A 23,271-nucleotide genomic window follows, 5' to 3' on the forward strand; every position below is an offset into this window, starting at 1 on the left:
GGCCCAGTTGGCCGACCTATCTATGTGAGGGCAGCCGGGCGCCTGACAGATTCAGCAGTTTCGCCACGCCTGTCAGTGGCGTCCAGTAGCCTCGCAGGACAACTGAATGAGCACCGCTTCAACACACGGACGCGAGCCACCGTATGGGGTTCGCCACCAGACACTCTGGAGCGATCATGATCAGCCACCCCGTCGAGGGGGCTATTGCCGCGCTGCAAGAGAGCGCGCTCCGCACCTTCGACAGCTATCAACTCGACAGGATCGACCGAGCCCTCGACGAGCTTCTGCGCAACCCCTCTGATGAATCGACGCCGGCGGAGTACCGCGTTCGGTCAGCCATGGGACACGCATACGAGGTACTCGAGCGCCGCAAGACCATCACACCTCTCGTCTCCCTCTGCGCAGAGCACACCGATCAGGGTGTGCTCGACTGGGACTATTCGCTGATCGAGATCAACGAATGGCTGTGCAGCGAACCCGGAATCTCCCTGGAGCAGCGAGCTCTGCTCCAGGCGCTCGCACGTGGCGAGGACGCCACGACCCTCGCGCAGCGTGAGGGGCTTCCTGTAGCTCGAGTACGAGAACGGATCAGCCGCGCCCGCAGAGCAGGCCGTCAGCTCTGGAAGACGTCGGTGCTGGCTGCATGAAACCGAGACTCATCGGTCTGCGCCCATGGCTTGTACGCGCACTCATTCCGCCGCAGCACATTGGTACGTACGTGCTCTACACGGCGGATGGCGTCCCGAGCTACATCGGCCGCAGCGATACAGACCTCAGGCGACGGCTTCTCCGGCACTGTACAAACCGGCGAGGCACGTACTTCACCTACGACGTCCACCACAGCGCCCTGAACGCCTTCGAGGTGGAATGCGCCCTGTTCCACACGCTGGCGCCCGCGATCACCAATCGCATACACCCGGACCGCCCCGCCCACCAAAAGGTCTGCTGCGTGTACTGCCGTGCCACGCAGCGCACCGTGCGTCGCCATCGCCTTGCACCCCAGGCACCAAAGACCGATCCATCTAAACGCCCGAGTGAGGACCTCCGATGACATCCCCCCTGTTCTTGGCCCCAGATGACCACCGCGGCAACATCATCCAGGTTGACCGTGCCCTGGAATCCATGCGTGATGCCGGCTTTGATCTCACAGCTGCCATCGGCGAGCCCTTGGACAACTCCATCCAGGCGGAAGCCACTCTGATGCGTGTCATCCCGGTGTACGGCGCTCGCAAGAAGAGCATCGAGAAGCTCATCATCTCCGATAACGGCGTCGGTATCGATCCATCGATCATGCACAACGTGCTGTCCATCGGCTACAGCGCCCGATACAACGAACGGGACGGCCTGGGACGCTTCGGCATGGGGCTGAAGCTCGCCGGCCTGAGCCTGGGCAAGCGCATCGACATCTACAGCAAGCGCGCCAACAGCCCCACGATCCACCACAGCTACGTAGACCTCGAAGAGGTCCGCGAAGGTAAGCAGCAGTACATCAGCACTGACGAGGTCCAGAGCTGGCCTGAAGAGGCTGCCAGGCAGATGGTCGGCAGGGACAGCCGCCCACTCGCATCCGGCACAGTTGTGATCTTCAGCAAGATCGACCGACTCTCCACCGGCGGCACGTACGGCACGTCGCTGGAAGAGAAGATCTCTGACCTTCGCAAGTTCATCGCACGCGCATTCCGGACCTACATCGACACGGGGCGCACCATCGAACTCGAAGGCAAGGAGGTCACGCTCCACGACCCCCTCTTCCAGCGAGACAACCCCCGCATCATCAGCAAGTACAAGTCGCAGAAGCTTGACCCTCGAGGCACGATCATCGAGGACGAAGATATCGAGATCGACGGCCACAAGGTCCACGTAACAGTCGCCTTGGTCCCCGTGGAATTCCGGCCCTGGGCTGGAGCAGGCGGTGCGGTAGACCACCGGGGCGATGACATCCGGGACTTCCAGATCAACGCCGAGAACGCGGGCAAGATCAGCATTCTGCGCAACGGCCGCGAGATCTTCTACGACACCATCCCTCGGTTCCTTGACGCGACACGGAACGACAAGGCCATCCGGTATGTCGCCATTGAAGTGACGTTCCCTGCGGAGCTGGACGAGTACTTCCAGGTTCGCAACGTCAAGCGCGGAGCCGAGCCGGTAACCAAGCTTCGGAATCAACTGAAGGACTGGTTGAAGAGGCCCGTCCGCGTAGCCCGCAAGCAGATCCACGAGCACTGGATTGAGGTGGACACACGCAAGCGGCTCGAGAGTGGCCCTCACGACGCAAGCATGGCTACCGCGGCGCGGGCGAATCCAAGCCTTCCTCACGGGCTTGCCGGCCGGACAGTCACTCCGGAACAAGAAGAGCAGATCGTCCTGGACGCCGCGGAGGACATGGGGCTCGACCCCGAGGTCGATGTAGCGAAGGTCGACGCACTACGCGAACAGATCCGGACTAAGCCCATCACCCTCTTCGATGCGAGTTGGCCCGGCAAAGAGTTCATCGTGGTCCAACACCTCAACGGCAAGGCACTGGTCAAGTTCAACCTTCGGCATGCGTTCTTCAAAGAGGTCTACGTTCCCCTGAAGAAGCTCGCCGATCAAGGTACAGAAGGGATGACCCCCGAGGACATGCTCGACCTGGCTCGTCGCGCCGAGACTGCCATCGACCTGCTCTTCATGGGCTACGCACGCGCGGAATCCATGTCGCAGAACCCAGAAGAGGACTACAGCCAACTGCGCACCCACTGGGGCATGTTCACCGAGGCGATGCTCAAGGAAGAACTTAAGGATCAGTGACTCCGTGGTGACGGACGGCCTGGCGCCATCCGTCACCGCTCTGGGGCGCGTCTACCTTGGCGTGTTCTGTGGCGGAGATCGTTTCATTTTCTGCATCAGGTCCCGGAGGCGCGGGGCGACCTGCAGGATGTCGTGGGAGGGCGCAGCAAGCATCGCGCCGTAAGCCGGCGCGACGGCCGCTGGCATCGCAACTGAAGCAGCGTAGGAAGGCAGTGAAGGATGTTTGGCTCGGGCAATGGACTCACGTTCCGCGACTACGTGCAGGGAACGTGGGGGAGCTTCGACACTCCGGCGGGGAGGGTCGACTACATCATGACGAAGGCGCGACTTGGTGGTGATGCCAACACCCCCGAGCGGCAACTCACCAAGAACCTGGCCCCTGTTCGAGAAGTCATGGATGCCGGCGATCTTGACTTCAATCAGCTCCTACAACGCGACCTCGATGACCACCGCGTAGCCGTCAATCTGATCCCCTACCTGCTCAAACCCCAGACCACAGGGCCCGCGTTCTTCCCGCCGATCGTGGCCGTGGTGCTTCCCTTCCACAACAAGCGCCCCACAGCGTTTCCCATGCTGGGGGAGGTGACGTCCATAAGCGCCGATGACGCCAACTGGCAGGAGCAACGTGCGGGAACTGCGTTCCAGGTCCACCGTCTCCTCGGCTCCGATGGACAACCGCACGGGGCAAATGTGGGCAAGCTGTGGTGGAACCGTGCCGAGTCAAGTCTCGTTGTTCTTGACGGGCAGCACCGTGCCATGGCACTTCTTGCGATCGAGCGCACCCTGACCAACTCGTGGCAGGACACCTCCGCGGTCAAGTACCGCTCCTTCTACGAACATCAGGTACGGCGCGTGCTGGAGCAACACGGGGCTGGCGAACCTGACCTGTCGAAGGTCGAAGTACCGGTCACTGTTTGCTGGTTCCCGGATCAAACCGGGGCCGGTTCCCGGCCCCACGAAGCTGCGCGGAAGCTATTCGTTGATGTCAACAAGGAGGCGCGCCCGCCGAGCGAGTCCCGCATCATCCTGCTCTCGGACGCTGAACTCTCCAACGTCCTCACACGAAGCATGCTCAGCGAGCTGCGCAGCCGTAACGATGCCTCCTACGTTCCGCTGTACGCGGTGGAGTACGACAACCCGGAAGTCAACAGCCACCGCCCGGCACGATGGTCGGTGCTCACCAACATCAACCTGCTCAAGATGGCCGTAAATCGCTGCATCTTCGGGCCGTCGAAGTACCTCACCAACGTCGCGCAGGGGATCTCGGGCAAGGAGAGCGAGCAACAGCGCGATGACTTCATGCGCAGTCAGCTTGAGGTGGACACCCTTCTCGAGAGGTACTTCGAAGACGGAGGCATCCCCTTCGACCGGGACTCTCTCGGAGACAAGCAGTTCCCCCTCGGCAAGATGGAAGCGATCAGCGCGAGGTTCAAGGAGACGTGGGGCAGGGCGATCCTGACGCTGTTGTCGAGGACCACCCCGTATGCGGCACACGCCAGCGCGCTGACCAAGCTGAAAGATGACTGGCATGTCGCCGATACGTTTGCGGCTCTGGCTCACGATGCACTCTTCGGCGGGGTGGGCGTGTTCTGGACCCTGCGTGACAGCTACGACCACTACATGGAGCACAGGGACAACGCGGATCGCCGGCTGCCCAAGTCGGACGTCATCCGCGCCTGGGAAGCACTCAAAGGCAAAGAGGAGGACTTCGACCAGTACCGTGCGCAAGAGTATCTGCGGTCGACCCGTCCCGAGCGCGTCAAGCGTTGCAAAGATGCGTACGGAGTCCTCAACACTCACGCCTGCCAGCTCGGCCTCGTCATGACGATGGGCTCACTCTGGGAAGTGCGAAAGACGCAACCCGGCGGTGTCGAACTCAAGGATCTCCCGGCATTCGCGGAAGCCCTTGTCGAGGCATGGAACGCCTTCTTCCAGATCGAGCACAGCCGGACTCGTGACCGAAAGGTCGCTTTCAACAAGACTGGCATCTCGAACCCGATCAACCAGATCGGGAGCATGGAGTCCGCCCAAGCGGTCTACTTCCGCTACTTCTGGCTGCAGGCACTGGCGGTCCCCACAGCATGGCCCCACGTGGCCCAGTGGCTGCCGGACCGCGAAGAGTTCGACATTAAGCTCGGCGAAGCCCGGCGCATGTACCTGGACTTGTGCATCAAGCAGCAGCTGAAGGCCCTCAAGACGAACCAGCCCACCGCGCAGGAGAGCGATCTCCGACCTGTAGCCGAGAAGCAAGCGAACACCGCGCTCAAGAAGGCCCTCAAGGACTGGTTCGAGGTGTCGGAGGACGACTTCGAAGCGTGGCTGAGCGAGCCGATCCGCCGCAGCAAGCAGGGGGAACTCGACCTGGACGATGCTGGTAGGGAAGCGGAGTAGCCGGAGCACGCCCGAGACGGCAGGTCCGAAGCGGCACGTCGGCCAGGTTCGGCCATTCCGCGTGCCGCAGCTGCCCAGCCCGCAGGTCCGTCCATCGGCGGGCCTTACATACCCCCCTCACCGTGACGTCCGAGTCTCGTGAGGTGAAAGACCACCTTTGGTGTCGAGTACGCGGCCCCGCGCGTCATGTACTCGACCCGCCACCTCAGTACCGGGGAGAGAAGCAATGGCCGAGCCCGCACGGTTCATCGAAACACTTGCCGACCGCGTTGAACACGTGTTGAGGAAACGCCAACTTGGCCCGCTCTCAGTGAAAGAGCTCATTACGGAACTCGGTCCGGAGACAGACACCTCCGCCACGACCCTGGCAGCAGAACATCAATTGGTTCAGGCCCTCCGAGAAGACGAGCTCAGGCGCGCGGCGCGCGGCAAGCGCCCCCGTTTCGGTATCACCGACGGGGAATCGGTGCGTCTTCGTCCACCGGGCAACCCGGCAGAAGCCGCGGTAGAAGAGTGGAACGAGAGGGTCAAGCTGGACCTCCTTGAGCAGCTCAGGGAGTGCGACCCGATCGTGTTCGAACACATCGTGGCGCAGCTACTCATCGCGATCGGATACGAAGAGGTCCGTGTCACCAAGCGATCGAACGACGGCGGCGTCGATGTGCACGCCATCCTGTCTGCCCGCGGCGTGACGCGTGTCCCCACTGCGTTGCAGGTGAAGCGGTGGCGGAAGCCTGTGGGGCGGCCGGACGTACAACAACTGCGCGGCTCCCTCAAATCCACCCAGCAAGGCGTCATAGTCACGACCAGCAGCTTCTCGAGACCTGCCCTTGAGGATGCAGCCCGCCAGGACGGTAGCCCAGTCCATCTGATTGACGGACAAATGCTCGCAGACTTGATGGTCGAACACGGTCTGGGGGTCCAGACAGCTCGAGTTGCGTTCTTCTCCCTGGACGAGCAACGCCTGACGGGCGGTTCACCTGCGGCCGCGGCTAGGGCAACCGCTGAAGGTGACCAGGTATCGCCTGGACTTCGGCAAGGGAGCCAGATGTACTTCCTAGCCCAACTGCCAGGAGGCCGAAACGCCGACTACCTGTCCACACTGGCGATCATGGCTCAGCTGGCGGAGGAGCAGCCGACGCTAGACGAATACATCGCAGTATTCCAAGAGCACTTCCCAAACATCTCGCGGGTGGATGAAGCACGACGCCGGATGCGAGTCCTCCTCTCCCTGGGCCTGGCCGAGGTCGAGAGCAATCACGTCACACTCACCTTCCTTGGACGACGCTTCCTCGACGACAGAGATCCGCGACTGCTGCGCGAAGCCTTCTTGGCCCGGATCGCGGGGGCGGCCGAGGTGCGGGCGCTCGTCGCAGACGCTGCCGACGACCGAGCAAGAAGGCAGCGAGTCCTTGATGATCCGCCCGCCGGGCTCAGCTCAACCCAAGCCGCACTGGTGCTCAGGTGGCTCACTCAACTCGGCTTGTGAAGCGCGCCGGCGCGGATGTCAGGCACGGCTGATCCGAGGCGGCAGGGGCGTATTGGCGGCCATATGAGTAGTTCGAGGCAAAACGAGCAGGATGGTGAAACTGCTAGCATCGGACCTGTTTGAATCACGGTCGGAGCACGGGTAGGGGGAATAGGTGAGCGAGATAACTCGCACCTATCAGGCGTTTCGTACACTACAGACCTCTGAGAGTAAGCCGTTGGTGCTGTTCGCTGCCCCGGCTGTAGACATTGACGAATGGGTAGGGGTCCCCCAGCGCCGCAGACTCGGAGATGAAGAGACTTCCGGATTCCAGCGTGAAGAAGACCCGCGTCGGATTCGAGAACTGACCAGGTTCTTCGGTGACCGGCATAATGTTGCGCAGAATCCACTCCTTGCCGCGCTCCAAGACTCTAAGAGAATTGTGTTCGAAGAGCTTGAGCCAGGCTCTCCGTTTGGCGAGTTGAGGATTACCTACGAGGACTACTCGAAGGTGTCCATGTTGAAACTCCTAAAGCGGCTTGTTGTTCGCCTTGAAGAGCGAGTTGACTCGCTTAACGATAGCGTCGTGGATCAGACTCGGGTGGCCAGACTGCTCGAACTGGAGAGTCAGCGCATCGATGCGGAGAACGGCGATGAGGGCGAAGAGCTAAACGGAGATGTCACAAATGAATACACTGGTGGCGATGATGGCGATGACGCCGCCACAGTGTTGCTTGCCGAAGAGACGCGCATCGTAGAATTCTATACCGAGCTCAAGGGGAGAATTAAGGTATTGGAGCATTTGGGCATCGAAGATGCCGATGCCGTCCAGGGATTCACGAAGAGCGCCCTGCTGGGATACCTGAAGCCTGTGGTGCTTGTTGACGGGCAGCACAGGCTGCGCGGGGCCGTTATGTCGGCGCGTTCCTTGTCGAAGACCGCTCAGGGAGAGGACAACATTCTCAACGCAGTTGAGGATGGCTTGGATCCGGCCGAGGCCGAGCGGCAGGTAATCCGTGAGTTGTCGCGGAAGCTGCCAGTCTCACTCCTCATGGATGAGAGTCCGAGCGAGCACGTGTTTCAATTTGTTGTCGTGAACCAGAAGGCGATTCCCATGGGGAAGGCGCTGCTTGGGACCATTGTCTCGACCAGCCTCAGTCGCGACGAGCTTCAACAGGTTGCTAAGCGTCTTCAAGGTGCGGGCATCGAGCTAGAGGACTCCCAAGCTGTCGCCTACTTGACGAGGGACGAAGCGAGTCCGTTCCGGAACGTTGTTCAGACTGGAATGGGCGGCGATCGCCCCGACCTGCTCAAGTGGAGTGTCCTTCAAGGGCTTGTGTCGATTTTCCGGAAGTTGCAGGGAGGCCGGCCTTACCATGCGAAGGTTGACTACGCGAAGGCATGGAGGGAGAACTACTTCCCTGAATGCGGCCTGGTGTCCGGAGATTCGGAATCGGAACGCCTTGAAGACTGGTCGCGTCCTGACGGCCCATGGCGGGAAGTGTTCATTCGCTTCTATTCCAAGATCCGCGACTACTTTGGGGATCCCGTCGACGTTGATACGTTCAACGGATGGGGTAGCACATCCGAGAGTAATCTGTTCAATAAGATTTCATTGACCATTCTGGCGTGCGACTACTTCGACTTCATCTATACGCAGGGTGAACCGCTTGCGAGTCTTGAAGATTTTGAAGCTTCGCTCGACAAATGGTTGATGGGTGGGCGAGTGAATGCATCATACTTCAATAGGGATTGGAAGCTGGAAGGGGCGAAGAAGGATCAGTTGATAGTGAAGCAGCTGTGGTCGCAGAACTGGCATGAATATCGAAAAGTCCCGTCGAATGTCCTGCCTAGGAAATTTAAGCCCTAGCGCGATATGGATACTCGGGGAATTAAAAACTTCTACGGTGCGCTCGGTGAGGCGCTGCCGAATCGGTGGTCAGAAGATGGCGTGCGAAAGATTTCCCATCTGGCCACCCCCGAGGGTCTGCTAGGAAAGAATGAATGGATTCTCCGAGCCGACTACTCTATGACTGTAGGGCGCTGGTTCATCGAGGGACTTGTCGACCTCGGGAGGTATGCGCGCAATAGCGAGAACATTGGGCATCTATTTAAAGAGATGTCTGCCTGTCTGAGGGAGCTCGACCCAAGCGCGCCACAGGACGAAGTCAAGGCGACTGCACGTCAGCTTGCGTCGTTTGCATGGAGGGAAGTCGAAGCCAGGCGGGCGGCGGGGCGGCCAAATATTGATCGTGCGCTTAAGAATGCTGTCTGGTTCCGAGATGAGCCTATGCAGCGTTGCTATCTGTGCGGGTATAGATTCTCGACGCATGCGAAGGATCGATTTCTGGGGAGATCTGCTATTCCTTTGAAGACCCACAACCTGGTCGACTTCACTCGCCCAAGAGGGGTAAAGCCGAGACATCTGGGTGTGGAGCTGGATCATGTAATCCCTGTCGCTGAAGGTGGCAGAACGGATGAAGATAATCTCAAGCTGGCGTGTGGCTGGTGCAACATTGTCAAGAGCAGTCTGTGGAGTGTCTACGACGCTAAGGCTTGGTCAGCGGGAGTGATAGATCACCCGTCTCTCGGCCTCACTTCAGTGCCCCAACCACTCTGGATGCTCCGCATAGTGGCAACGCGCGCGCGATGCGAGTCGGCCGGGGGGTGTAGTGCACGTCTGACCACAAACGAACTCTTCGTTGCTCCTCGCAACCTCAAAGGAGCGTTGACGCCAACCAATCTCATGGTCGTCTGTCGGCAGCACGACCCCTGGGCGGCGCACCGCCTCATCAGCCCCACCTTGCTAGCGAGGAGGAGGTAGCGGCGTGCTCTGCCGGGCTATCGCCGCCCATGCAGGCGACCGTCGGTATAAGACTCTGCCATGGTGGTGGCGCCGGGAGCAGCGAGCTGCGTCAGAGCGTGTACGGCCGCGTCCATGCGGTCCGGCGAGTCCATGCCGGCGACCCATGTCACCATCTGCTGCTCCAATGTGGGCCACTCGCCTACGTGGTGGATGCGCCCCTGTTCGTAGAGCTGGGCTATCGGCTCAGCCCTCAATCGTTTTCCGTGCTTGGCCGTGACGGGCAAGACGGCGGGCATGACCATGTTCTCGGTGCGGTGCTCCCGCCCCAGTTCCTGCCACGCCTGGTGCAGGATTTGACGGCTCATGTCTCCGCCATAGTTGGACTCGACGACGATCGCGTCGGCCCTCAACTCGATGGCGAGTAGACACGTCTCCCGGCCCCAGGAGTCGGCGCCGCGATTACCGGAGCGGTCGTCCAGGACGTATAGGTGTCCCTCACGGTCGCTGGCGGCAGCCACGATGCCGGTCTCGTCACCGACAGCGGATTCTCCGCCAGCGGGGTCGACGGCGACGACGATCCGTGCGAGGTCGATGCCCCGGAACTGGGCGGCGCTGATGCGGTTGTTGGTGATCCATGGCCACTGCCATACACCGCCGTCCTGCGGGCGGGGCTGCTGCATGTACAACGACCACCAGACGCGTTCACCCACGGATCGACGGATCTCGGAGAGTGCGTCGGCGTCATACCGCTCGGGCCACAGAGGAGCCCCGACCTCGCGGCCGAGCGCGTCGTCCTCGGACAGGGCGAGGGCGGGCAGGTCGATGACTGTCCACCGGTCGCCCTCATCGGCGAGAACGCGGCCGGCAAGGTCGTCCTCGTCCCAGCGGGTCTGAATCAGGATGACGGAGCCGCCGGGCTCGATGCGGGTGAGCAGGACGGCCTGCCACCACTCCCACAGGCGTTTGCGCATGGTGGGGGAGGAGGCTTCGGCAGCGTCCTTGATCGGGTCGTCCACTACCGCGAGGTGGGCGCCCTTGCCGGTGAGGCCGCCGCCGACACCGGCCATGACGGCTCCGCCTTCGGTGCCGGTGAGGTCGAAGCGATTGGCGGCAGAAGAGCCGGGGCGCAGGCTGATGCCAAGCTGTGGCCCGTAGTTGAGGATTGCGTCGCGGATCCACCGGCCGTGATCATCAGCGAGATCAGAGGAGTAGGAGGCGATCATCACCCGATGTTCCGGGCGGCGCCGCAGGTACCAGAGGGGTGCCCAGCGGGCGGCTCGGCGGCTCTTGCCATGCCGCGGCGGCATCGTCAGGAGCAGCCTCGTCGGATGACCGGCTGCGACTTGCTCGAAGGCAGCGTCGATCTTGGCGAGGTGCGGGGCCTGCATCTCCCGCCCGTCCGTGAGGACGGAGGCCATCGCGCCGGGGGAGCGGTCCATCGCCAGTTCACGCTCGATGCGTACGAGCCGGGCGCGCAGTTCGGGGGTGGAGGCTGCGGCTATCTCACGGCGGCGCTGAGCGGGAAGCGACCGGTAGGTGTGGAGGACCGCGGCCTCGTCAGCTCTTGTCACCCTCGCCCGCATCGCCTCCGGCGAGGTTGATCAGCCGTTCCAGTTCGTCCAGGCCCGCGGTCTCCACCTGGACGGCGCCGCCGTCCGGCCCGGACAGTTCCGTGCGGGCGGGTCGGTCCAGGCCGAGCAGGCGGCTGCTGCGTTCGATGATTCGTACCGCGCGGTCTACGGCTTGGTAGTCGCCGTTGCGGATCGCGGCGCGGTAGACGCCGAAGAAGAGTCGCTCGAGTCGCTCGACCATGAGCTGACGCAGCTCATCAGTGTTGGAGTCCAGGGCGGTGGTGCGCTCGACGAGGGCCTTGGAGACGTCCTTGCAGGCCAGCTCGATGAGCCGCTTGTCGGTGGGGGGCTCCAGGCCGCGTTTGTACTTGTCGATGCCATACCCCTGCGGGTACGCGACACCGTCAGAGTTGATCGCTGGGTCGGCGGCGAGCTTGCGGCCGATGGTCAGCCAGTCGACGCCGGCGAGCTTCAGGTCGATCGCGTCGGCGCGGCGCTGGGTGATGGCGGCCCGGGTGGCGCGGTTGGGGCGGCCCATGACACAACTCCCTGGGCCCCGCGCCTGCTGTCCATGATCCCTGACCCAACCGCGAACCGCTTTGACCTGTTGGTTCACAAAAGCACAAGCAGGGGTGCGGGGAGGAACACAGCGGACACACGCGGGCACGGGACGTGGCGTCAGAGAGAGATCGGGGTGTGTTGGCGTGAGTGACGGAGGTGCCGCTCACGCCGGAGTGCCATCTGGTGAGGTTGGATGCCGCCCTACGCGCTGTCCTCGGCAATGCGAGGGAACAGCGGGTTCGCGGGAGGGAGACTCCCATCGATCTCTGTGCACTGCCTGGCGATTCGGGAGGCGGCATCCGGGAGGAACGGCTGCAACTGGTCGCCCAGTGCGCGGCATGCCTGAACGAGGGTGGCGAGAACTGCGTCGAGACGTTCCCCGGCTTCGTGGTCGCCGCCCTGCTCGGCTTTGGCCAGCTCCCAGGGGCGGGCGTTGTCGATGCAGCGGTTGGCTTCCTCCACGATCGTCCAGACTGCGGCGGCTGCTCGGCGGAAGTCGAAGTCGTACAAGGCTGCATCCACTTGGCCCGGGACATCGCGGCAGGCCGCAGCTAGAGGTTCGGTGGCCGGAGCGTCAGCCAGGGGTGCATGGCCGTTGCGGTAGCGGTGGACCATGGTCACGACCCGGTTGACGAGATTCCCAAGACCGCCTGCCAGGTCGGCGTTGGCTCGGGCAATGAGCCGCTCCCGGGTGAAGTCGGCGTCACCGACTCTGGGGACTTCCCGCAGGAGCCACCAGCGCACCGCGTCCGTGCCGAACTCTTCGACCAGGTCGGCAGGGTCGACGGTGCTGCCGCTGGACTTGCTGATCTTGCGTCCGTCGACGGTGAGGTAGTCGTGGACGAGGATGTCGGTGGGCAGCGGCAGCCCTGCGGAGAGGAGCATGGCCGGCCAGTACACGGCGTGGAAGCGCACCACCCCCTTGCCGACCAGGTGGACGCGCCGCTCGCTCCGTACCCACCACTGCGCATAGGCCTCGTCGCTGTCGCCGTATCCGAGGCTCGTGACGTAGTTGCCGAGCGCGTCCCACCACACGTAGATGACCTGGCTGGCGTCGCCCGGTACAGGGATGCCCCAGCCACGGGCCCGGGTGTGGGACCGGGAGATGGAGAAGTCGTGCAGCCCGCTATTAATGAGGGCGAGGACTTCGTTGCGGCGGGCAGCCGGTTCGATCCGTAGGGTCCCGCTGGAGATCAGATCGTGCAGGGTGTCGGCATAGCGGGATAGGCGGAAGAACCAGTTCTCCTCGGCGACCAGTTGGGGTTCGGTGCCGTGCTCGGTACATCGGCCGTCGACGAGGTCGGCCGGGGTGTAGAACTGCTCGCAGCCGACGCAGTACAGGCCTTCGTAGTGCTTGCGGTACAGGTCTCCGGCCGTGGCGCACTGGCGCCAGAGCCGCTCCACGCCGATGCGGTGGCGTGGGTCGCGGCTGGTGCGGATGAAGTCGTCGAAGGACAGCGCCAGTGGTTCGCGTAGTGCGGCGAAGGCTTCGGCGTTGCGGTCGACGAGGGTCTGGACGTCGATGCCTTCGGCCTCGGCGGCCAGGACGTTCTTGAGTGAGTTGTCGTCGGTGCCGCTGAGGAACCGGACCTGATCGCCACGGTGGCGGCGATGCCGGGCGAGGACGTCCGCCTGCACCAGTTCCAGGGCGAAGCCCAGGTGGGGGCGGGCGTTGACGTACGGGATCGTCGTGGTGATGTAGTGCTGTGGTGCGGTCATCGGAACCTCCAGTTGCGAGGCGGAGCTCCGAGTCCGAAAACAGATCGAGGCCCCGTCTCGGGGCCTCGGAAATGCGCGTCCGGTATCAGCAGCCCCGCTGGCGGGGCATCATCTCGATTCGGAATGAAGGCGCGATCATGCGCCGATGCTAGCAGCGGCTCCAGGCTCCACGGCAGGGATTATTTCCCGAGATGCGGCGCTGTATCTCTCGGTGATTTACGAGCCGAGCAGTCGCACTCCTCGCACCGCGGCCGCGGCAGAGATGCGCAAGGCCAGCAGATATTCGGTGTCCGTGATGGAGCCGTCGTCGCTGCTGCCACCCACGGTGATCTCGATCGAGTCCTGGCTGACGGTGTAGCTCGCGTAATACGAGGTCTTGTCCTCGCAAGCCACGATGTCGCCGAGGAACCGCAGCACGTCGTCACGCTCCATGACGAAGACGCCGATCAGTAGACCAGCTCGATGCTCCCAGCCGGCCATGTGCTGTCTGACCCTGGCGAGTTGTGCGTCATCCACCCCTGCGCACCCGGACCGTCAGCTTCGCCTGGACCCGGCTCGGGCCGTGTCGGTGGCGCGATGGCCGGGGTGGGCCAGGACGATGCCGGGACCCCATCGGTAGGTGAGCTCCCGGGCAGGCACCATGCCGGAAGTCATACGGACCCTGAGTTCGACAGCGCCGTCCGGGTGCCTGTGGCGAGCGTGAATCGACGCCCAGCGCCAGGCGCCGTCGTTCCAGATCCAGGCAGCGGGCTCGTGCCCGGCCGGGTACACATCCGTGCGCACGCCGTGAGCCTCGTGCTCATCGCGAGTTGGGGCCTCGATGGGGTCGATGGCAGGGGCGGTGCCCGGCGGCTCCAAATAGAACATGAGTGCGATGATAGGTGAAGTGTCGTGCTACGCGATGTGACGACGACCTGACCTGTCGCAATGAAGGTTGAGTGATTCTCAGCGAAGGTTGGTGACCGCAGGCTTCCCTGCCCAGCCGCTTCCGGCGCGGAATTTTCCGGCGGTCGCTAGTGTCGGCCCATGTCCAGTCCTGGAGACGTGCCGCCGGAGATCCTGAACCGGTCGCGGTCGATCTGCCGGCAACTGCCCGAGTCGTACGAGGAACCAGCCTGGATCGGCGTGCGCTGGCGGATCCGTACGCGGACGTTCGTCCATGTCTACACGCCGGACGTGGATCGCTACCCGGTCTACGCCTCGTATGCGACCGCAGATCAGGAACTGGTCGTGATGACTTTTCGGGTACCCGTCGACGACCTGCTCGGCCTGACCGCCGGTGGGTTCCCGTTCCTCCGTGCCGACTGGGGCCATAACGTCGTCGCCGCCGTTCTCGGTGACCACACCGACTGGACCGAGCTTGCGGAACTGATCACCGACAGCTACCGCAAGATGGCCCCGAAGTTCCTCGCCGCGCGGGTCCCCCTCCTGCCACCGATCAGCTGACCGGCGGTGGGCCTCGTCTCCCGCCACAAGGACCGAATCCGCAGAAGCAGCCGCTCAACCTTCGCCGAGAATCACTCAACCTTCATTGCGACAGGTCACGACCGATAGATGGCCCGCCTGCGTATCGTCGCCGCACCGTCCTCCAAACACCACAGGATTGATGTCTGAGCCATGGGCAGTCGGACGCGGCCGGCTCGGCAGGATCCGACAGCAGGCCTCACTCGATGGCTGCTTCCGCCCGCAACGCGTCGCGCAGAGCCTCTGCTTGACGCAGGCCAGGGAAGTTCCCGCAGGCTTTGGTTAGCAGGGCCAGTGCCGCCCCGGGGTAGGCAGTGAGCAGGGCGAGGAGGAGTCCGGCCTTGGCTGCCCTGGTGGTCTTCCAGTAGCGGAGGGCGGATGGTCCGGGGATGCCCTGGCGGAAGGTCATCGCGAGTACGAGCGCGAAGACGGAGATGCACCAGGCTGAGTAGCCGATGTGGAGGTAAAGCCCTGCACCGGCGGGAAGTTGAGGATGCAACAGGGCCTCGATGAGCACGAAGGGCACAATGCTGAGGATCGCGAAGACCAGTACGCCTGCCACCAACAGAGCCGTCTCCCAGAGCCAAGACCAGACGAGGCGACGCGCCCAGAGCCGTCCTAGGACGGGGACGAATCCTGCACCGTCATGGTCGAGGGCACTCTCCACCAGGGCCCGGTGCCAGGCCTGCGCACTGCCTTCGAGCAGGCTGTGGCGCGAGGGCGGCGGTCTCATCAGGGAGGCGTCGGCAGGCTCGTCTCCTTCCGGAGCGTCCTGCTCTTCGTCGGCGTCGTCGATGACGTCCAACCGGATGCAGCGGGCGAGCTCGTCCAAGTCGCCTACTAGGGACGGAAGTTCATCAGCTGGGACGTTGCGGGAAGTGGCCAGGTGCACCACCGAGTCATGCTCTTTCACGTGCCAGGCGTAATCCACGTGGGCGCGGATCGTGGTGCGGTTGGGGCGGAGGGCGTGCAGGCGCACACATCGCAGGCCGACTCCCAGTTCCTCCGTGTGGAAGTCGCTGACGAGCGGGGCTTTGAGGGCCTCGGGGTCGCTGGCGCCGACGGCCTCGCGCGCGTCGGTATCCGACTCGTCGAGAACTGGCCACTAGGTGAGTTCGACGACAGCTTCGGGGTGATGACCCAAGGGGCACCAGAGGTAGACCTCTTCGCCTGGGGCGTCCTGCTGGGCGTACCACTCGTAGTAGGCGAGCAGGACCTCGGTCAGGCTCTCGACGGTGGTCTCTGCCCACCGGGCGGCCTCTGAGACCTCCTGAAGTACGGGGGCCCACGCCTCCGCCCACTTGGCCGGCGTTCCGTACACCTCCTCCATAAGAGCAAAGGGCATTGGTATCCAAGGGTGTGGGACGTCTTCGATCTCGGGCCAGATCATGGGTTCTCCCTCAGGTGCCTCGTGTACCCAGTGGACAGGAGCGGCTGACGCCCCGTGGGCAGCGGCAGCGTATGTCCCGCTCACAATGCTCATCCGCTCCGCCTGGACCGCCGCGGTCGGGTCGCGGGGGTGATGAGTACGCCGTAGTCGGTGAAGTCCGCCGCCACGGCCGGAATGAACCACAAGCGGACATCACTCCTGGCGGTGGGTCACGGCCTGCACCTGCGACAGTGTGATCGTCGGCACCGGCGGCGAACGCTTTGCCATCCTCATCCAAGTCGGCGAGGACTAGTGACAGTAGGGGCGGCCGCGGATGAGGTTCGCACTTGATGATGAGCGACGCGGCCGCCCCGAGAGGCAGCGTACAGCGATCATTCAGGCCGACGGGGCACACCTGGCGTGGTGGCCGACCCCGAGAGTTTCCACGATGCGAAAGGAAACAGAGTCGCTGCGTCCCGTCTGAGTCAGGGAGGGTTCGACGCGCTGGTGGCTCATGCTGCTGGGGCTTCCCGCTAACAGGGGGAACGTCCGTTTACCGCCGTCATGCCGAGTCCTCGCGTGTGGCAGGTACGGGGTCTGGCTGGAAACGGATTGCGGTCGCAATGTCTCACTGGTAGAACTGGCCAGACTCGTGACCTCTGTGAACACATGACACAGGAGGGACGAGTGAACAGTCTCGGTTCACAACTCAGTTACGGGGGTGGCTGCATGAAGTTCGACATGGGGTCGACGACGCTGGCCCAGCTCGGCAAGAGCACGGTGGGATCCAGCGACGACCTGGGTGCGCTGATCCAGCAGCTGGTCGCCGCGGCGCAGCCGCTGGAGGGCAAGTTCAACGGGGCCGGCCGGGCCGCGTTCGACGCGTTCAAAGACAATTCGGACGAGATCACGGCCGCGCTGAACGGGTCGCTGTCCGCGATCCTGGGCGGCCAGGGCGGCATGAACGAGTCCTTCAACACGGGCATGCAGGAGCAGGCCGACGTCGTCAACCAGCACATGGGTGCTGCCAACTTCGACGCTGCCCGGTTCGGCGCGCGCTAAGCGAGGGGGACTTCCAACATGGCTAACCAGGACCGTAATTCGTACGACATCGCCGCCTCGACCGAAGTGCAGGGCAGCCTGCTCGCGATCGTCGGCCGCCTCGAGCTGGTGCTCGGCGACCGCGATGCCGCGGTGAAGGCCGCGATGGCCGAGTTCCAGGCCGACGGGGTCTCCGAGGAGTACCACGGCAAGGAAGTCCGCTGGAACAAGGCGGCCAACGAGGTACGCGAAATCATCAAGCTGGTGCGCTCGGCGCTGGAGAAGAACGACGAGACCGCCCGGTCCACGCTCGCGCGAGCCAAGGCCGCGGTCGACAACATCGGCTGATCGCCGAGGGCAGCAGATGAACGGGCCTCGGCAGCCGGATATGGCTGCACGCTGTCCCGGATTGATGGACGGCAGTCAGTAGGGGGATTTTCGTGACGCGTTGGGACATTCAGCCCCTCGGGGTGCAGGGCTCGTTGAGCGTGACTAAGCAGGGCGCCGAGCAGCTCGAGAAGGCCGCCGGGGACCTGCTCAAGCATCTTGCCAGCGCGGCCGCCAATGCAGGGACGGTCGTGCCGGGCTCCGCGCACTTCGACTTCACCGGTCCGGTGGCCCCGGGCCAGGCCCGGCCCGGCTCACCGATGGGGCCCATCGCCGTCGCGCTGTCCCGATGGATGGAGAACCGGCGGCCGAAGCTGGAGTTCATGGCGACCAGGACCCTGAACTCCTACAAGGGGGCCGTTGAGGCGGTCAACGCCTACAGCCAGGGCAACCTGGAGCAGGCGGCCAACGCGCAAAGCGAGGCAGTGCGGGCGCCGCGCATGCCTGATATGCCGCAGGGGCCCGGCCTGTATCAGCCGCCCGCTGCCGGGGGCCAGGGGGCTACGAAGTGAGCCCCAGCGGGGAGGCCCTGCGCCCGGAGGAGATGCTGGAGTTCACCGGCAATCTCGAAGAGCTGGAGACCGACGCCTCCGATCTGATCTTTGATGGCAGCGCACTGTGGTCGGCCGGCAACTTGATCGACTCCAGTTTCCGCGGCCTGGACTCCTACTACAGCGCCCCGGAGGCGGAGCAGCTGTTCGCCACCACCGGTCCGGTTGCCACCGTCGGCGACGACTTCGCCACCGAGCTGGAGACGGTGGGCACGGCCCTGGCCGCCTACGCCGCCGAGGTCCGGCCACTGGTGAAGAGGCTGGAGGAACTCCAGGAAGAGGCGCGGGCGTTCCGGACGAGCATCGCGGGCGACGAGCACTGGAAGGACGACGAGTCCAAGGCGAATGAGAACGCCGCCCGCCGCTCCGAGATGCAGCGGGTGTGGGAGGCGTTCACCGATGCCGAGCGGGCCTGCTCCAACAAGATCTACGCCTTGTACACCGGCTTCCGTCTCGTCCCAGACGACGGCCAGGGCAAGAAGCCGGGAGAGAACGAGTACGGCTACAGCGCGGACATGCTCGAGGACGCCGAGGGCCTGCCCTGGGGCGACAAGACCGTGGAGTCCATCCGCTGGTTCGAGGTCCACCGCCAGGCCAAGCACTTCATCTGGGACGGCCTGGTCATGGACTTCGGCGTGGGCACCGTCAAGGGCCTGGGCGCACTCGTCGGCCTGAGCGACGACGTGAGCGCCGGTCAAGCCTGGTCGAACCTCGGCAAGGTCCTCACCGGCCTTGGCATGCTCATCGCCGTGCCGCACGCACTCGCGGTGCCGGACAAGTACATGCCCAAGTACCTCCAAGAGAGCCGCACCGCCCTCAAAGAGGCGGGCAAAGCGATGATCTCCTACGACCAGTGGGGCAAGGACAACGCCCGTGCCCTGGGCGGCACCACCGGCAACGTCCTCACCACCATCTTCACTGGCGGAGCCGGCACCGCGGCCAAGGCGGGCACCTTCGCCAAAGTCGTCTCCGTCACGGGCAAGGCAGCCAGATTCATCGACCCGATGACCTACGTCGTCAAGGGCGCCGGAGCCGGCGTGAAATTCAGCGCGGTCAAGCTCGGCGACGCCCTCGCGAACCTGAAGATGCTGCGCACCGGCGAATACCTGAGGATCGGCGAGGGCGCCTACCGTCTCCCCGACACCCCAGCCTCCCGTGCCGAGGCCGCCGCCTTCCCGCCCGAGCGGTTCGAGCGGCTGGAGGACTTCGACGGCAACACCATCTACGCCGACAAGGCGAACAAGGGCGAGTGGTTCAACCCGGACGGCACGCGCTACACGGAAAAACCGGCGCCGCTGGAGAGGTCCGCAGACCAGCGGGCTGCGGCCGGGGATGAAGCGGCGAAGCCGCGAGAGCCTGCCCTGGTGGGCGCGACCGCACGCGCCGGGGAAACCTCTGCCCACACCGGAGACGGCTTCGAGCCGGGAGCTGCCCGCGGGGCTGACGACGGCGCGGGCGCTGCCCGTGACCTGACCTCTGGGCGCACGGGCGATGCCAGCTCCGGGCAGCAGGCCGGACGTGGACAAGGCGGAGACAACGGTATTCCGACTCGCTCGGGTGGGTCAGGCGGTGGCCTCGATGGTCCAGGGCACGGCGGCGATGACGCGCTGGGCAATGCTGGGCCGGCTGACGATGCCGCACGCGACGCTGGCGATGGTGCTGCTGATCAGGCAGACGCAGGCAGCGGGCCAAGCCGTGACGGGGGCCGCCAGCTCACCGTCGAAGAGTTGAGGGAGATCCGTGACGAACATGTCCGGCTGGCAAATGAGAACCCGGACTGGTTCAAGGATTACTACCGCACCAATGAGCAGCAGACTAAAGCGTGGCGTCGGGACATCTATGCGAAGTACGAAGGGGACTACCTCACCGAGTTGACCAAGGATGCGAGCGGAAAATGGGTCGCTAAGCATGACATGGCATATGGGGTGCCAGAGACCCGTTTCAATCCGACCCCCTACTCGCGTGAGTCAGCCCCAGATCAGGTGCAGACCCACCTCGATGATGTATCAACAATCCGTCGCCAGGGAATGGAACTGACTGCCGCGGAAAAGGCGTACAAGAAGAACCCTTCTGCGGAGAATCTCGACGCCGTGCAGCGAGCCCGGGAGGCTTTGGGCGGCCGGGCAAATAACAGCAAGTTGGGCGAAAGGCTCGGAGAGGATGCCGCCAGGTATCATGTTGTGCCGCAGCACTTCGATGATCCAAAGTGGATCGAACTCCCCAAGACGCCTAACGGCGCAGATGCATTCGATCAACTCTGGGAGCTAAAGAATGACGAGCTTGTCATTGCCGAGGCGAAGGGTCCCAAGGCAGACCTAGACTGGCGGCAGGGGCAAGTCATTAAGGATGGCGTGAAAGTGCCGTCAGGCAAGATGGTCAAGCAGGGGACTTTGGAGTACGCCGAGACTATTTGCGCGGAAATGCTTGACCGGGCCGCTCGTTCACCCAGGGATGCACGACTTGCCCTTCGGATCCTAGAAGCCATTGAGAATAAGAAGTTGCATTACGTTATGATCAAAGCCAACGAGAATACGGGTAAGTATTCGGGCGCTATGCTGGAACACCTAAAGCTCTTTGAAGGAGAGTAAGTGGCCACGAATATTCCCCGCCACGCCTTCCCTACGGACGACGCGGCCGAAGGTGTGGAGGTGCTCGATGAGACAGTCGATTGGATCCTTGAACGCCTAGGGCGATCGGACGTTGCCCGTGGCCAAGCTCTGAGCACCATGGTGACCCGGGCGAAGTCACACTGCGCACTGGATCCGTTGGCCGGGAAGATTGAGAGCTGGCAGGCTTGGGTTGCCGCCATGCAGACCGGGTCGTCCTTGTTTGCTGCGGTGACTACCACGGAAGAAGATGTGCAGTGCCGCATCGCGGGTGAAGCGCGGACCATCCCCGCTTTGAGGCCACAGTCCTATACGGACGCTGGGAACTGGGTTACCTCTTTCTACCTCGCCTTGATTTGCCGCGAACAGGAACGTCTCAATCAGTTGGCGCGGGTCCCGATCTCCCTGCTGCGAGAGTCCGGGGCCGTCTTTGACGAGTACATCTATGCGTGGGTCGATGCGCTGCAGAGGTACTGGCTTGGTGAGCCCGAGGTGATGGAGAAGCTCGCGGAAGCCTTCGATGGTACTGATCCTCAAGCTGCTCACGTCGCCGATAATGAACTGCTCCTGAAGATCTTGTATCCCCCGCTTGAGCTGTTCCACCGCTACCTGCGCCAGGACCACGTGAAGTTCAACCAGGCACTGGTCGATGCACTCACGTGGCACAAGGAGTACTGGACGGGCGACGAAGCTCGCGAGATGAGCAGCGCAGGGCTCGTCGCTCTTGGCCCACTAGCTCTGGCCTGCCTCGCCCGCGAGGCTGGCTTTCCTATTGAGGTCGAGTCGGAGTACCTGCCTAAGGCTCTGTTGGAGTTCGCCTGGGCAGGCGAACTCGACACATGGTGAGCCCCGTGAACCTCACGGGCAGGCGCTAGCTGTGGGTGCGCAGGAGTACGACAGTCAGTTGCTGGAGTCGGTGTCGGTTCGGCGTCGGCGGATGCGTGATGCGTTTCTGTTCGGGAGTGAGCGGGGGCGGCGGTCTGTTGATGAGCGCATCGGCAAGGTGTTTGCCGGGATTGTGATTGCCGCAGTGCTGTGTGCGGGGTGTGTGGGGTGGTCGTTCATTTCTGAACGGTTGATCGGGAAGTCGCCGTACGGGCCGTCTGTGCAGCAGCCCACTTCTCCGTCCTCTGATTCCCCTTCTCCCCGATGATAGGTTCGAACGCGTGGTGAGTATGGGGGTAGTGAGGCCGGCGGACCGGGTGGGATTGAGCCGGGTCACGCTTGTTGGCGAGCGTCGGCGAATTGATCTAGTGCTGCCCTCGGACGAACCCATCGGCCGGCTGTTGCCGGAAGTGCTGCGGCTCCTGGACGACGAGGTTGCGGCGCGTCCCGTGCCGCGGCATCTGGTGACTGCGGATGGCTCTGCTCTGCGCTACGACAGCACGCTGGCGTCGGCCGAGGTGGCCGACGGTGCGGTGCTGCGGCTAGTGCGAGTGGAGGATGCGCCGTCTGCTCCTGTGGTGCATGACGTCACCGACGAGGTGGCGGAGGACCTGGGACTGCGTGCCTGGCGGTGGCGGCCGGGAGCGCGTCGGGTGACCGCGGGGGCCGCGGTACTTCTGTGGGCTTTGGCCGCCGGTGTTCTGGCGCGCGGCGAGTTCGCGTTGGCGACCGTTGCACCCGTTCTGCTCGTGGTGGCTGCCGTGGCAGCGGTCGGCGGTGCCCTGTGCGGGCGGGCCGGACAACGTGGGCTGGCCACCACCTTGATCGTGACCGGCGGGGTCCTAGCGGTGCTGGGGGCGTGGACGCTGGCCGATGCGCAGGCATGGTCTGGCATGGCACGGCTTGCCGGGATTTGCGGCGCGGTGACGATGGCGTTGTTGCTGCTGGGCTGGTTCTCGCCGCTTGGGCGCGGTGGGCTGATCGGCGCCGGAGCGGTTGCCGCGGTCAGTCTCTGCTGGGGCGGTATCGCGGCGTTGCAGGCCGGAGCTTCTGCGGCGGGTGAGCAGGCCCGCGTGGGCGCGGTGCTCGCTGCAGTTTCGCTGGTTGCACTGGGACTGCTGCCCAGGGTGGCGCTGATGGCCTCCGGACTATCCGGGCTGGATGACCGCCGGTTGGGCGGGACTTCAGTGAGCCGGCATGACGTGGGCAGTGCGCTGACGGCCACCCACCGCGGGCTGGTACTTGCCACGATCGTCGCCGCCGTTTCAGCGGCCGCTGCCGGAGTCTTCTTGCTGCGGACGCCGACGGCGTGGACGGTGCCCCTGGCGGTGATTGTCGCGGTGGTGCTGTGGCTGCGGGCGCGGGCCTTCCCTCTGATCGCCGAGGTTGTGGTGCTGCTGGGCGCGGCGAGCGTCGTTGGCCTGGAGCTTCTCAAGGTGTGGCTGGAACGTGCGGGCAGCGCGTTGGGGCCGCTGGTGGTGATGGCCGCTGTGGTGGTAGTCCCGATGGTGGTGTTGGCGGTGCAGCCTGCTGAGCATGTACGGGTGCGTTTGCGCCGGTTCGGGGATCTGCTCGAGACGGTGGGCGTGATTGCTCTGTTCCCGCTGGTCATCGGTGTGTTTGGTGTGTACGGGCGTTTGCTCGACAGTTTCTGATCGGGTGAGC

The 23,271-nt window shown here is 63.9% G+C and carries 21 protein-coding genes; 14 read left to right on the forward strand and 7 right to left on the reverse strand.

The genetic code is table 11. The features are described 5' to 3' along the window. Positions 1-176 precede the first annotated feature (176 nt). The 6 genes from OG430_RS33480 to OG430_RS49530 all read left to right on the forward strand — a co-directional run bounded on the left by OG430_RS33480 (position 177) and on the right by OG430_RS49530 (position 9,470). Entirely contained in the window at positions 177-647 is a 471-nt protein-coding gene (locus OG430_RS33480; RefSeq protein ID WP_327356385.1) for a hypothetical protein, read from the forward strand. A 400-nt stretch (positions 648-1,047) separates the two neighbouring features. After that, complete coding sequence (locus tag OG430_RS33485; RefSeq protein WP_327356386.1) at positions 1,048-2,787, forward strand: ATP-binding protein; 1,740 nt, start codon at positions 1,048-1,050, stop codon at positions 2,785-2,787. Between the two features lie 312 nt (positions 2,788-3,099). Further along, positions 3,100-5,178 (forward strand): DNA sulfur modification protein DndB, encoded by a 2,079-nt coding sequence (locus tag OG430_RS33490; protein ID WP_327356387.1) that lies wholly within the window; start codon positions 3,100-3,102, stop codon positions 5,176-5,178. Between the two features lie 226 nt (positions 5,179-5,404). Further along, the gene (locus OG430_RS33495; protein WP_327356388.1) at positions 5,405-6,667 is read left to right on the forward strand and encodes a restriction endonuclease; all 1,263 of its coding nucleotides are present in this window, start codon (positions 5,405-5,407) and stop codon (positions 6,665-6,667) included. 154 nt (positions 6,668-6,821) lie between these two features. Further along, positions 6,822-8,516, forward strand: a complete 1,695-nt coding sequence (locus OG430_RS33500) for a hypothetical protein (protein ID WP_327356389.1) — start codon at positions 6,822-6,824, stop codon at positions 8,514-8,516. Positions 8,517-8,936: 420 nt separating this feature from the next. After that, the gene (locus OG430_RS49530) at positions 8,937-9,470 is read left to right on the forward strand and encodes an HNH endonuclease (RefSeq protein ID WP_442816748.1); all 534 of its coding nucleotides are present in this window, start codon (positions 8,937-8,939) and stop codon (positions 9,468-9,470) included. A 17-nt stretch (positions 9,471-9,487) separates the two neighbouring features. Here OG430_RS49530 and OG430_RS33505 read toward each other — a convergent pair whose 3' ends face one another. The 5 genes from OG430_RS33505 to OG430_RS33525 all read right to left on the reverse strand — a co-directional run bounded on the left by OG430_RS33505 (position 9,488) and on the right by OG430_RS33525 (position 14,170). Then, positions 9,488-11,023, reverse strand: coding sequence for a terminase large subunit domain-containing protein (locus tag OG430_RS33505; RefSeq protein ID WP_327356390.1), 1,536 nt, complete (start codon positions 11,021-11,023; stop codon positions 9,488-9,490). Next, a complete protein-coding gene (locus tag OG430_RS33510; protein ID WP_327356391.1) occupies positions 11,010-11,561 on the reverse strand; it encodes a hypothetical protein in 552 nt (183 codons plus the stop codon). The genes OG430_RS33505 and OG430_RS33510 overlap by 14 nt, the downstream gene beginning before the upstream one ends. A 224-nt stretch (positions 11,562-11,785) precedes the next feature. Beyond that, positions 11,786-13,303, reverse strand: a complete 1,518-nt coding sequence (locus OG430_RS33515) for a methionine--tRNA ligase (RefSeq protein ID WP_327356392.1) — start codon at positions 13,301-13,303, stop codon at positions 11,786-11,788. 216 nt (positions 13,304-13,519) lie between these two features. After that, positions 13,520-13,819, reverse strand: a complete 300-nt coding sequence (locus OG430_RS33520; RefSeq protein WP_327356393.1) for a hypothetical protein — start codon at positions 13,817-13,819, stop codon at positions 13,520-13,522. Between the two features lie 18 nt (positions 13,820-13,837). Next, entirely contained in the window at positions 13,838-14,170 is a 333-nt protein-coding gene (locus OG430_RS33525) for a hypothetical protein (RefSeq protein WP_327356394.1), read from the reverse strand. 159 nt (positions 14,171-14,329) lie between these two features. Between OG430_RS33525 and OG430_RS33530 the strand changes: the two genes are divergently transcribed. Then, positions 14,330-14,749 carry an MmcQ/YjbR family DNA-binding protein gene (locus OG430_RS33530; RefSeq protein ID WP_327352811.1) on the forward strand — a complete coding sequence of 140 codons (420 nt, stop codon included), beginning with the start codon at positions 14,330-14,332 and terminating at the stop codon, positions 14,747-14,749. A gap of 217 nt (positions 14,750-14,966) precedes the next feature. On the opposite strand, the gene OG430_RS33535 is transcribed toward OG430_RS33530, so the two are convergent. Further along, on the reverse strand, positions 14,967-15,680 hold the full coding sequence (locus tag OG430_RS33535) for a hypothetical protein (protein ID WP_327356395.1): 714 nt from the start codon (positions 15,678-15,680) through the stop codon (positions 14,967-14,969). 192 nt (positions 15,681-15,872) lie between these two features. After that, the gene (locus OG430_RS33540) at positions 15,873-16,157 is read right to left on the reverse strand and encodes a hypothetical protein (RefSeq protein ID WP_327356396.1); all 285 of its coding nucleotides are present in this window, start codon (positions 16,155-16,157) and stop codon (positions 15,873-15,875) included. Positions 16,158-16,865: 708 nt separating this feature from the next. Between OG430_RS33540 and OG430_RS33545 the strand changes: the two genes are divergently transcribed. The 7 genes from OG430_RS33545 to eccD all read left to right on the forward strand — a co-directional run bounded on the left by OG430_RS33545 (position 16,866) and on the right by eccD (position 23,261). Further along, complete coding sequence (locus OG430_RS33545) at positions 16,866-17,198, forward strand: hypothetical protein (protein ID WP_327356397.1); 333 nt, start codon at positions 16,866-16,868, stop codon at positions 17,196-17,198. Between the two features lie 18 nt (positions 17,199-17,216). Then, the gene (locus OG430_RS33550) at positions 17,217-17,525 is read left to right on the forward strand and encodes a pore-forming ESAT-6 family protein (protein WP_327356398.1); all 309 of its coding nucleotides are present in this window, start codon (positions 17,217-17,219) and stop codon (positions 17,523-17,525) included. Positions 17,526-17,617: 92 nt separating this feature from the next. Further along, positions 17,618-18,076 (forward strand): DUF6507 family protein, encoded by a 459-nt coding sequence (locus OG430_RS33555; RefSeq protein WP_327356399.1) that lies wholly within the window; start codon positions 17,618-17,620, stop codon positions 18,074-18,076. Between the two features lie 32 nt (positions 18,077-18,108). Next, on the forward strand, positions 18,109-20,703 hold the full coding sequence (locus OG430_RS33560) for a hypothetical protein (RefSeq protein WP_327356400.1): 2,595 nt from the start codon (positions 18,109-18,111) through the stop codon (positions 20,701-20,703). Then, entirely contained in the window at positions 20,704-21,567 is an 864-nt protein-coding gene (locus tag OG430_RS33565; RefSeq protein WP_327356401.1) for an immunity 49 family protein, read from the forward strand. 91 nt (positions 21,568-21,658) lie between these two features. Next, positions 21,659-21,874, forward strand: coding sequence for a hypothetical protein (locus OG430_RS33570; RefSeq protein ID WP_442816749.1), 216 nt, complete (start codon positions 21,659-21,661; stop codon positions 21,872-21,874). 22 nt (positions 21,875-21,896) lie between these two features. After that, complete coding sequence (gene eccD / locus OG430_RS33575) at positions 21,897-23,261, forward strand: type VII secretion integral membrane protein EccD (protein ID WP_327359328.1); 1,365 nt, start codon at positions 21,897-21,899, stop codon at positions 23,259-23,261. Positions 23,262-23,271 lie beyond the last annotated feature (10 nt).

Source organism: Streptomyces sp. NBC_01304, assembly GCF_035975855.1.
Lineage (GTDB): Bacteria > Actinomycetota > Actinomycetes > Streptomycetales > Streptomycetaceae > Streptomyces.

What these genes read in the sequence shown, in the direction of transcription:
- OG430_RS33480 (WP_327356385.1), top strand. Translation starts at nt 177, where the DNA reads ATGATCAGCCACCCCGTCGAGGGGGCTATTGCCGCGCTGCAAGAGAGC.
- OG430_RS33485 (WP_327356386.1), top strand. Translation starts at nt 1,048, where the DNA reads ATGACATCCCCCCTGTTCTTGGCCCCAGATGACCACCGCGGCAACATC.
- OG430_RS33490 (WP_327356387.1), top strand. Translation starts at nt 3,100, where the DNA reads ATGACGAAGGCGCGACTTGGTGGTGATGCCAACACCCCCGAGCGGCAA.
- OG430_RS33495 (WP_327356388.1), top strand. Translation starts at nt 5,405, where the DNA reads ATGGCCGAGCCCGCACGGTTCATCGAAACACTTGCCGACCGCGTTGAA.
- OG430_RS49530 (WP_442816748.1), top strand. Translation starts at nt 8,937, where the DNA reads ATGCAGCGTTGCTATCTGTGCGGGTATAGATTCTCGACGCATGCGAAG.
- OG430_RS33510 (WP_327356391.1), bottom strand. Translation starts at nt 11,561, where the DNA reads ATGGGCCGCCCCAACCGCGCCACCCGGGCCGCCATCACCCAGCGCCGC.
- OG430_RS33515 (WP_327356392.1), bottom strand. Translation starts at nt 13,303, where the DNA reads ATGACCGCACCACAGCACTACATCACCACGACGATCCCGTACGTCAAC.
- OG430_RS33525 (WP_327356394.1), bottom strand. Translation starts at nt 14,170, where the DNA reads ATGTTCTATTTGGAGCCGCCGGGCACCGCCCCTGCCATCGACCCCATC.
- OG430_RS33530 (WP_327352811.1), top strand. Translation starts at nt 14,330, where the DNA reads ATGTCCAGTCCTGGAGACGTGCCGCCGGAGATCCTGAACCGGTCGCGG.
- OG430_RS33540 (WP_327356396.1), bottom strand. Translation starts at nt 16,157, where the DNA reads ATGATCTGGCCCGAGATCGAAGACGTCCCACACCCTTGGATACCAATG.
- OG430_RS33545 (WP_327356397.1), top strand. Translation starts at nt 16,866, where the DNA reads ATGAAGTTCGACATGGGGTCGACGACGCTGGCCCAGCTCGGCAAGAGC.
- OG430_RS33550 (WP_327356398.1), top strand. Translation starts at nt 17,217, where the DNA reads ATGGCTAACCAGGACCGTAATTCGTACGACATCGCCGCCTCGACCGAA.
- OG430_RS33560 (WP_327356400.1), top strand. Translation starts at nt 18,109, where the DNA reads ATGCTGGAGTTCACCGGCAATCTCGAAGAGCTGGAGACCGACGCCTCC.
- OG430_RS33570 (WP_442816749.1), top strand. Translation starts at nt 21,659, where the DNA reads ATGCGTGATGCGTTTCTGTTCGGGAGTGAGCGGGGGCGGCGGTCTGTT.
- eccD (WP_327359328.1), top strand. Translation starts at nt 21,897, where the DNA reads ATGGGGGTAGTGAGGCCGGCGGACCGGGTGGGATTGAGCCGGGTCACG.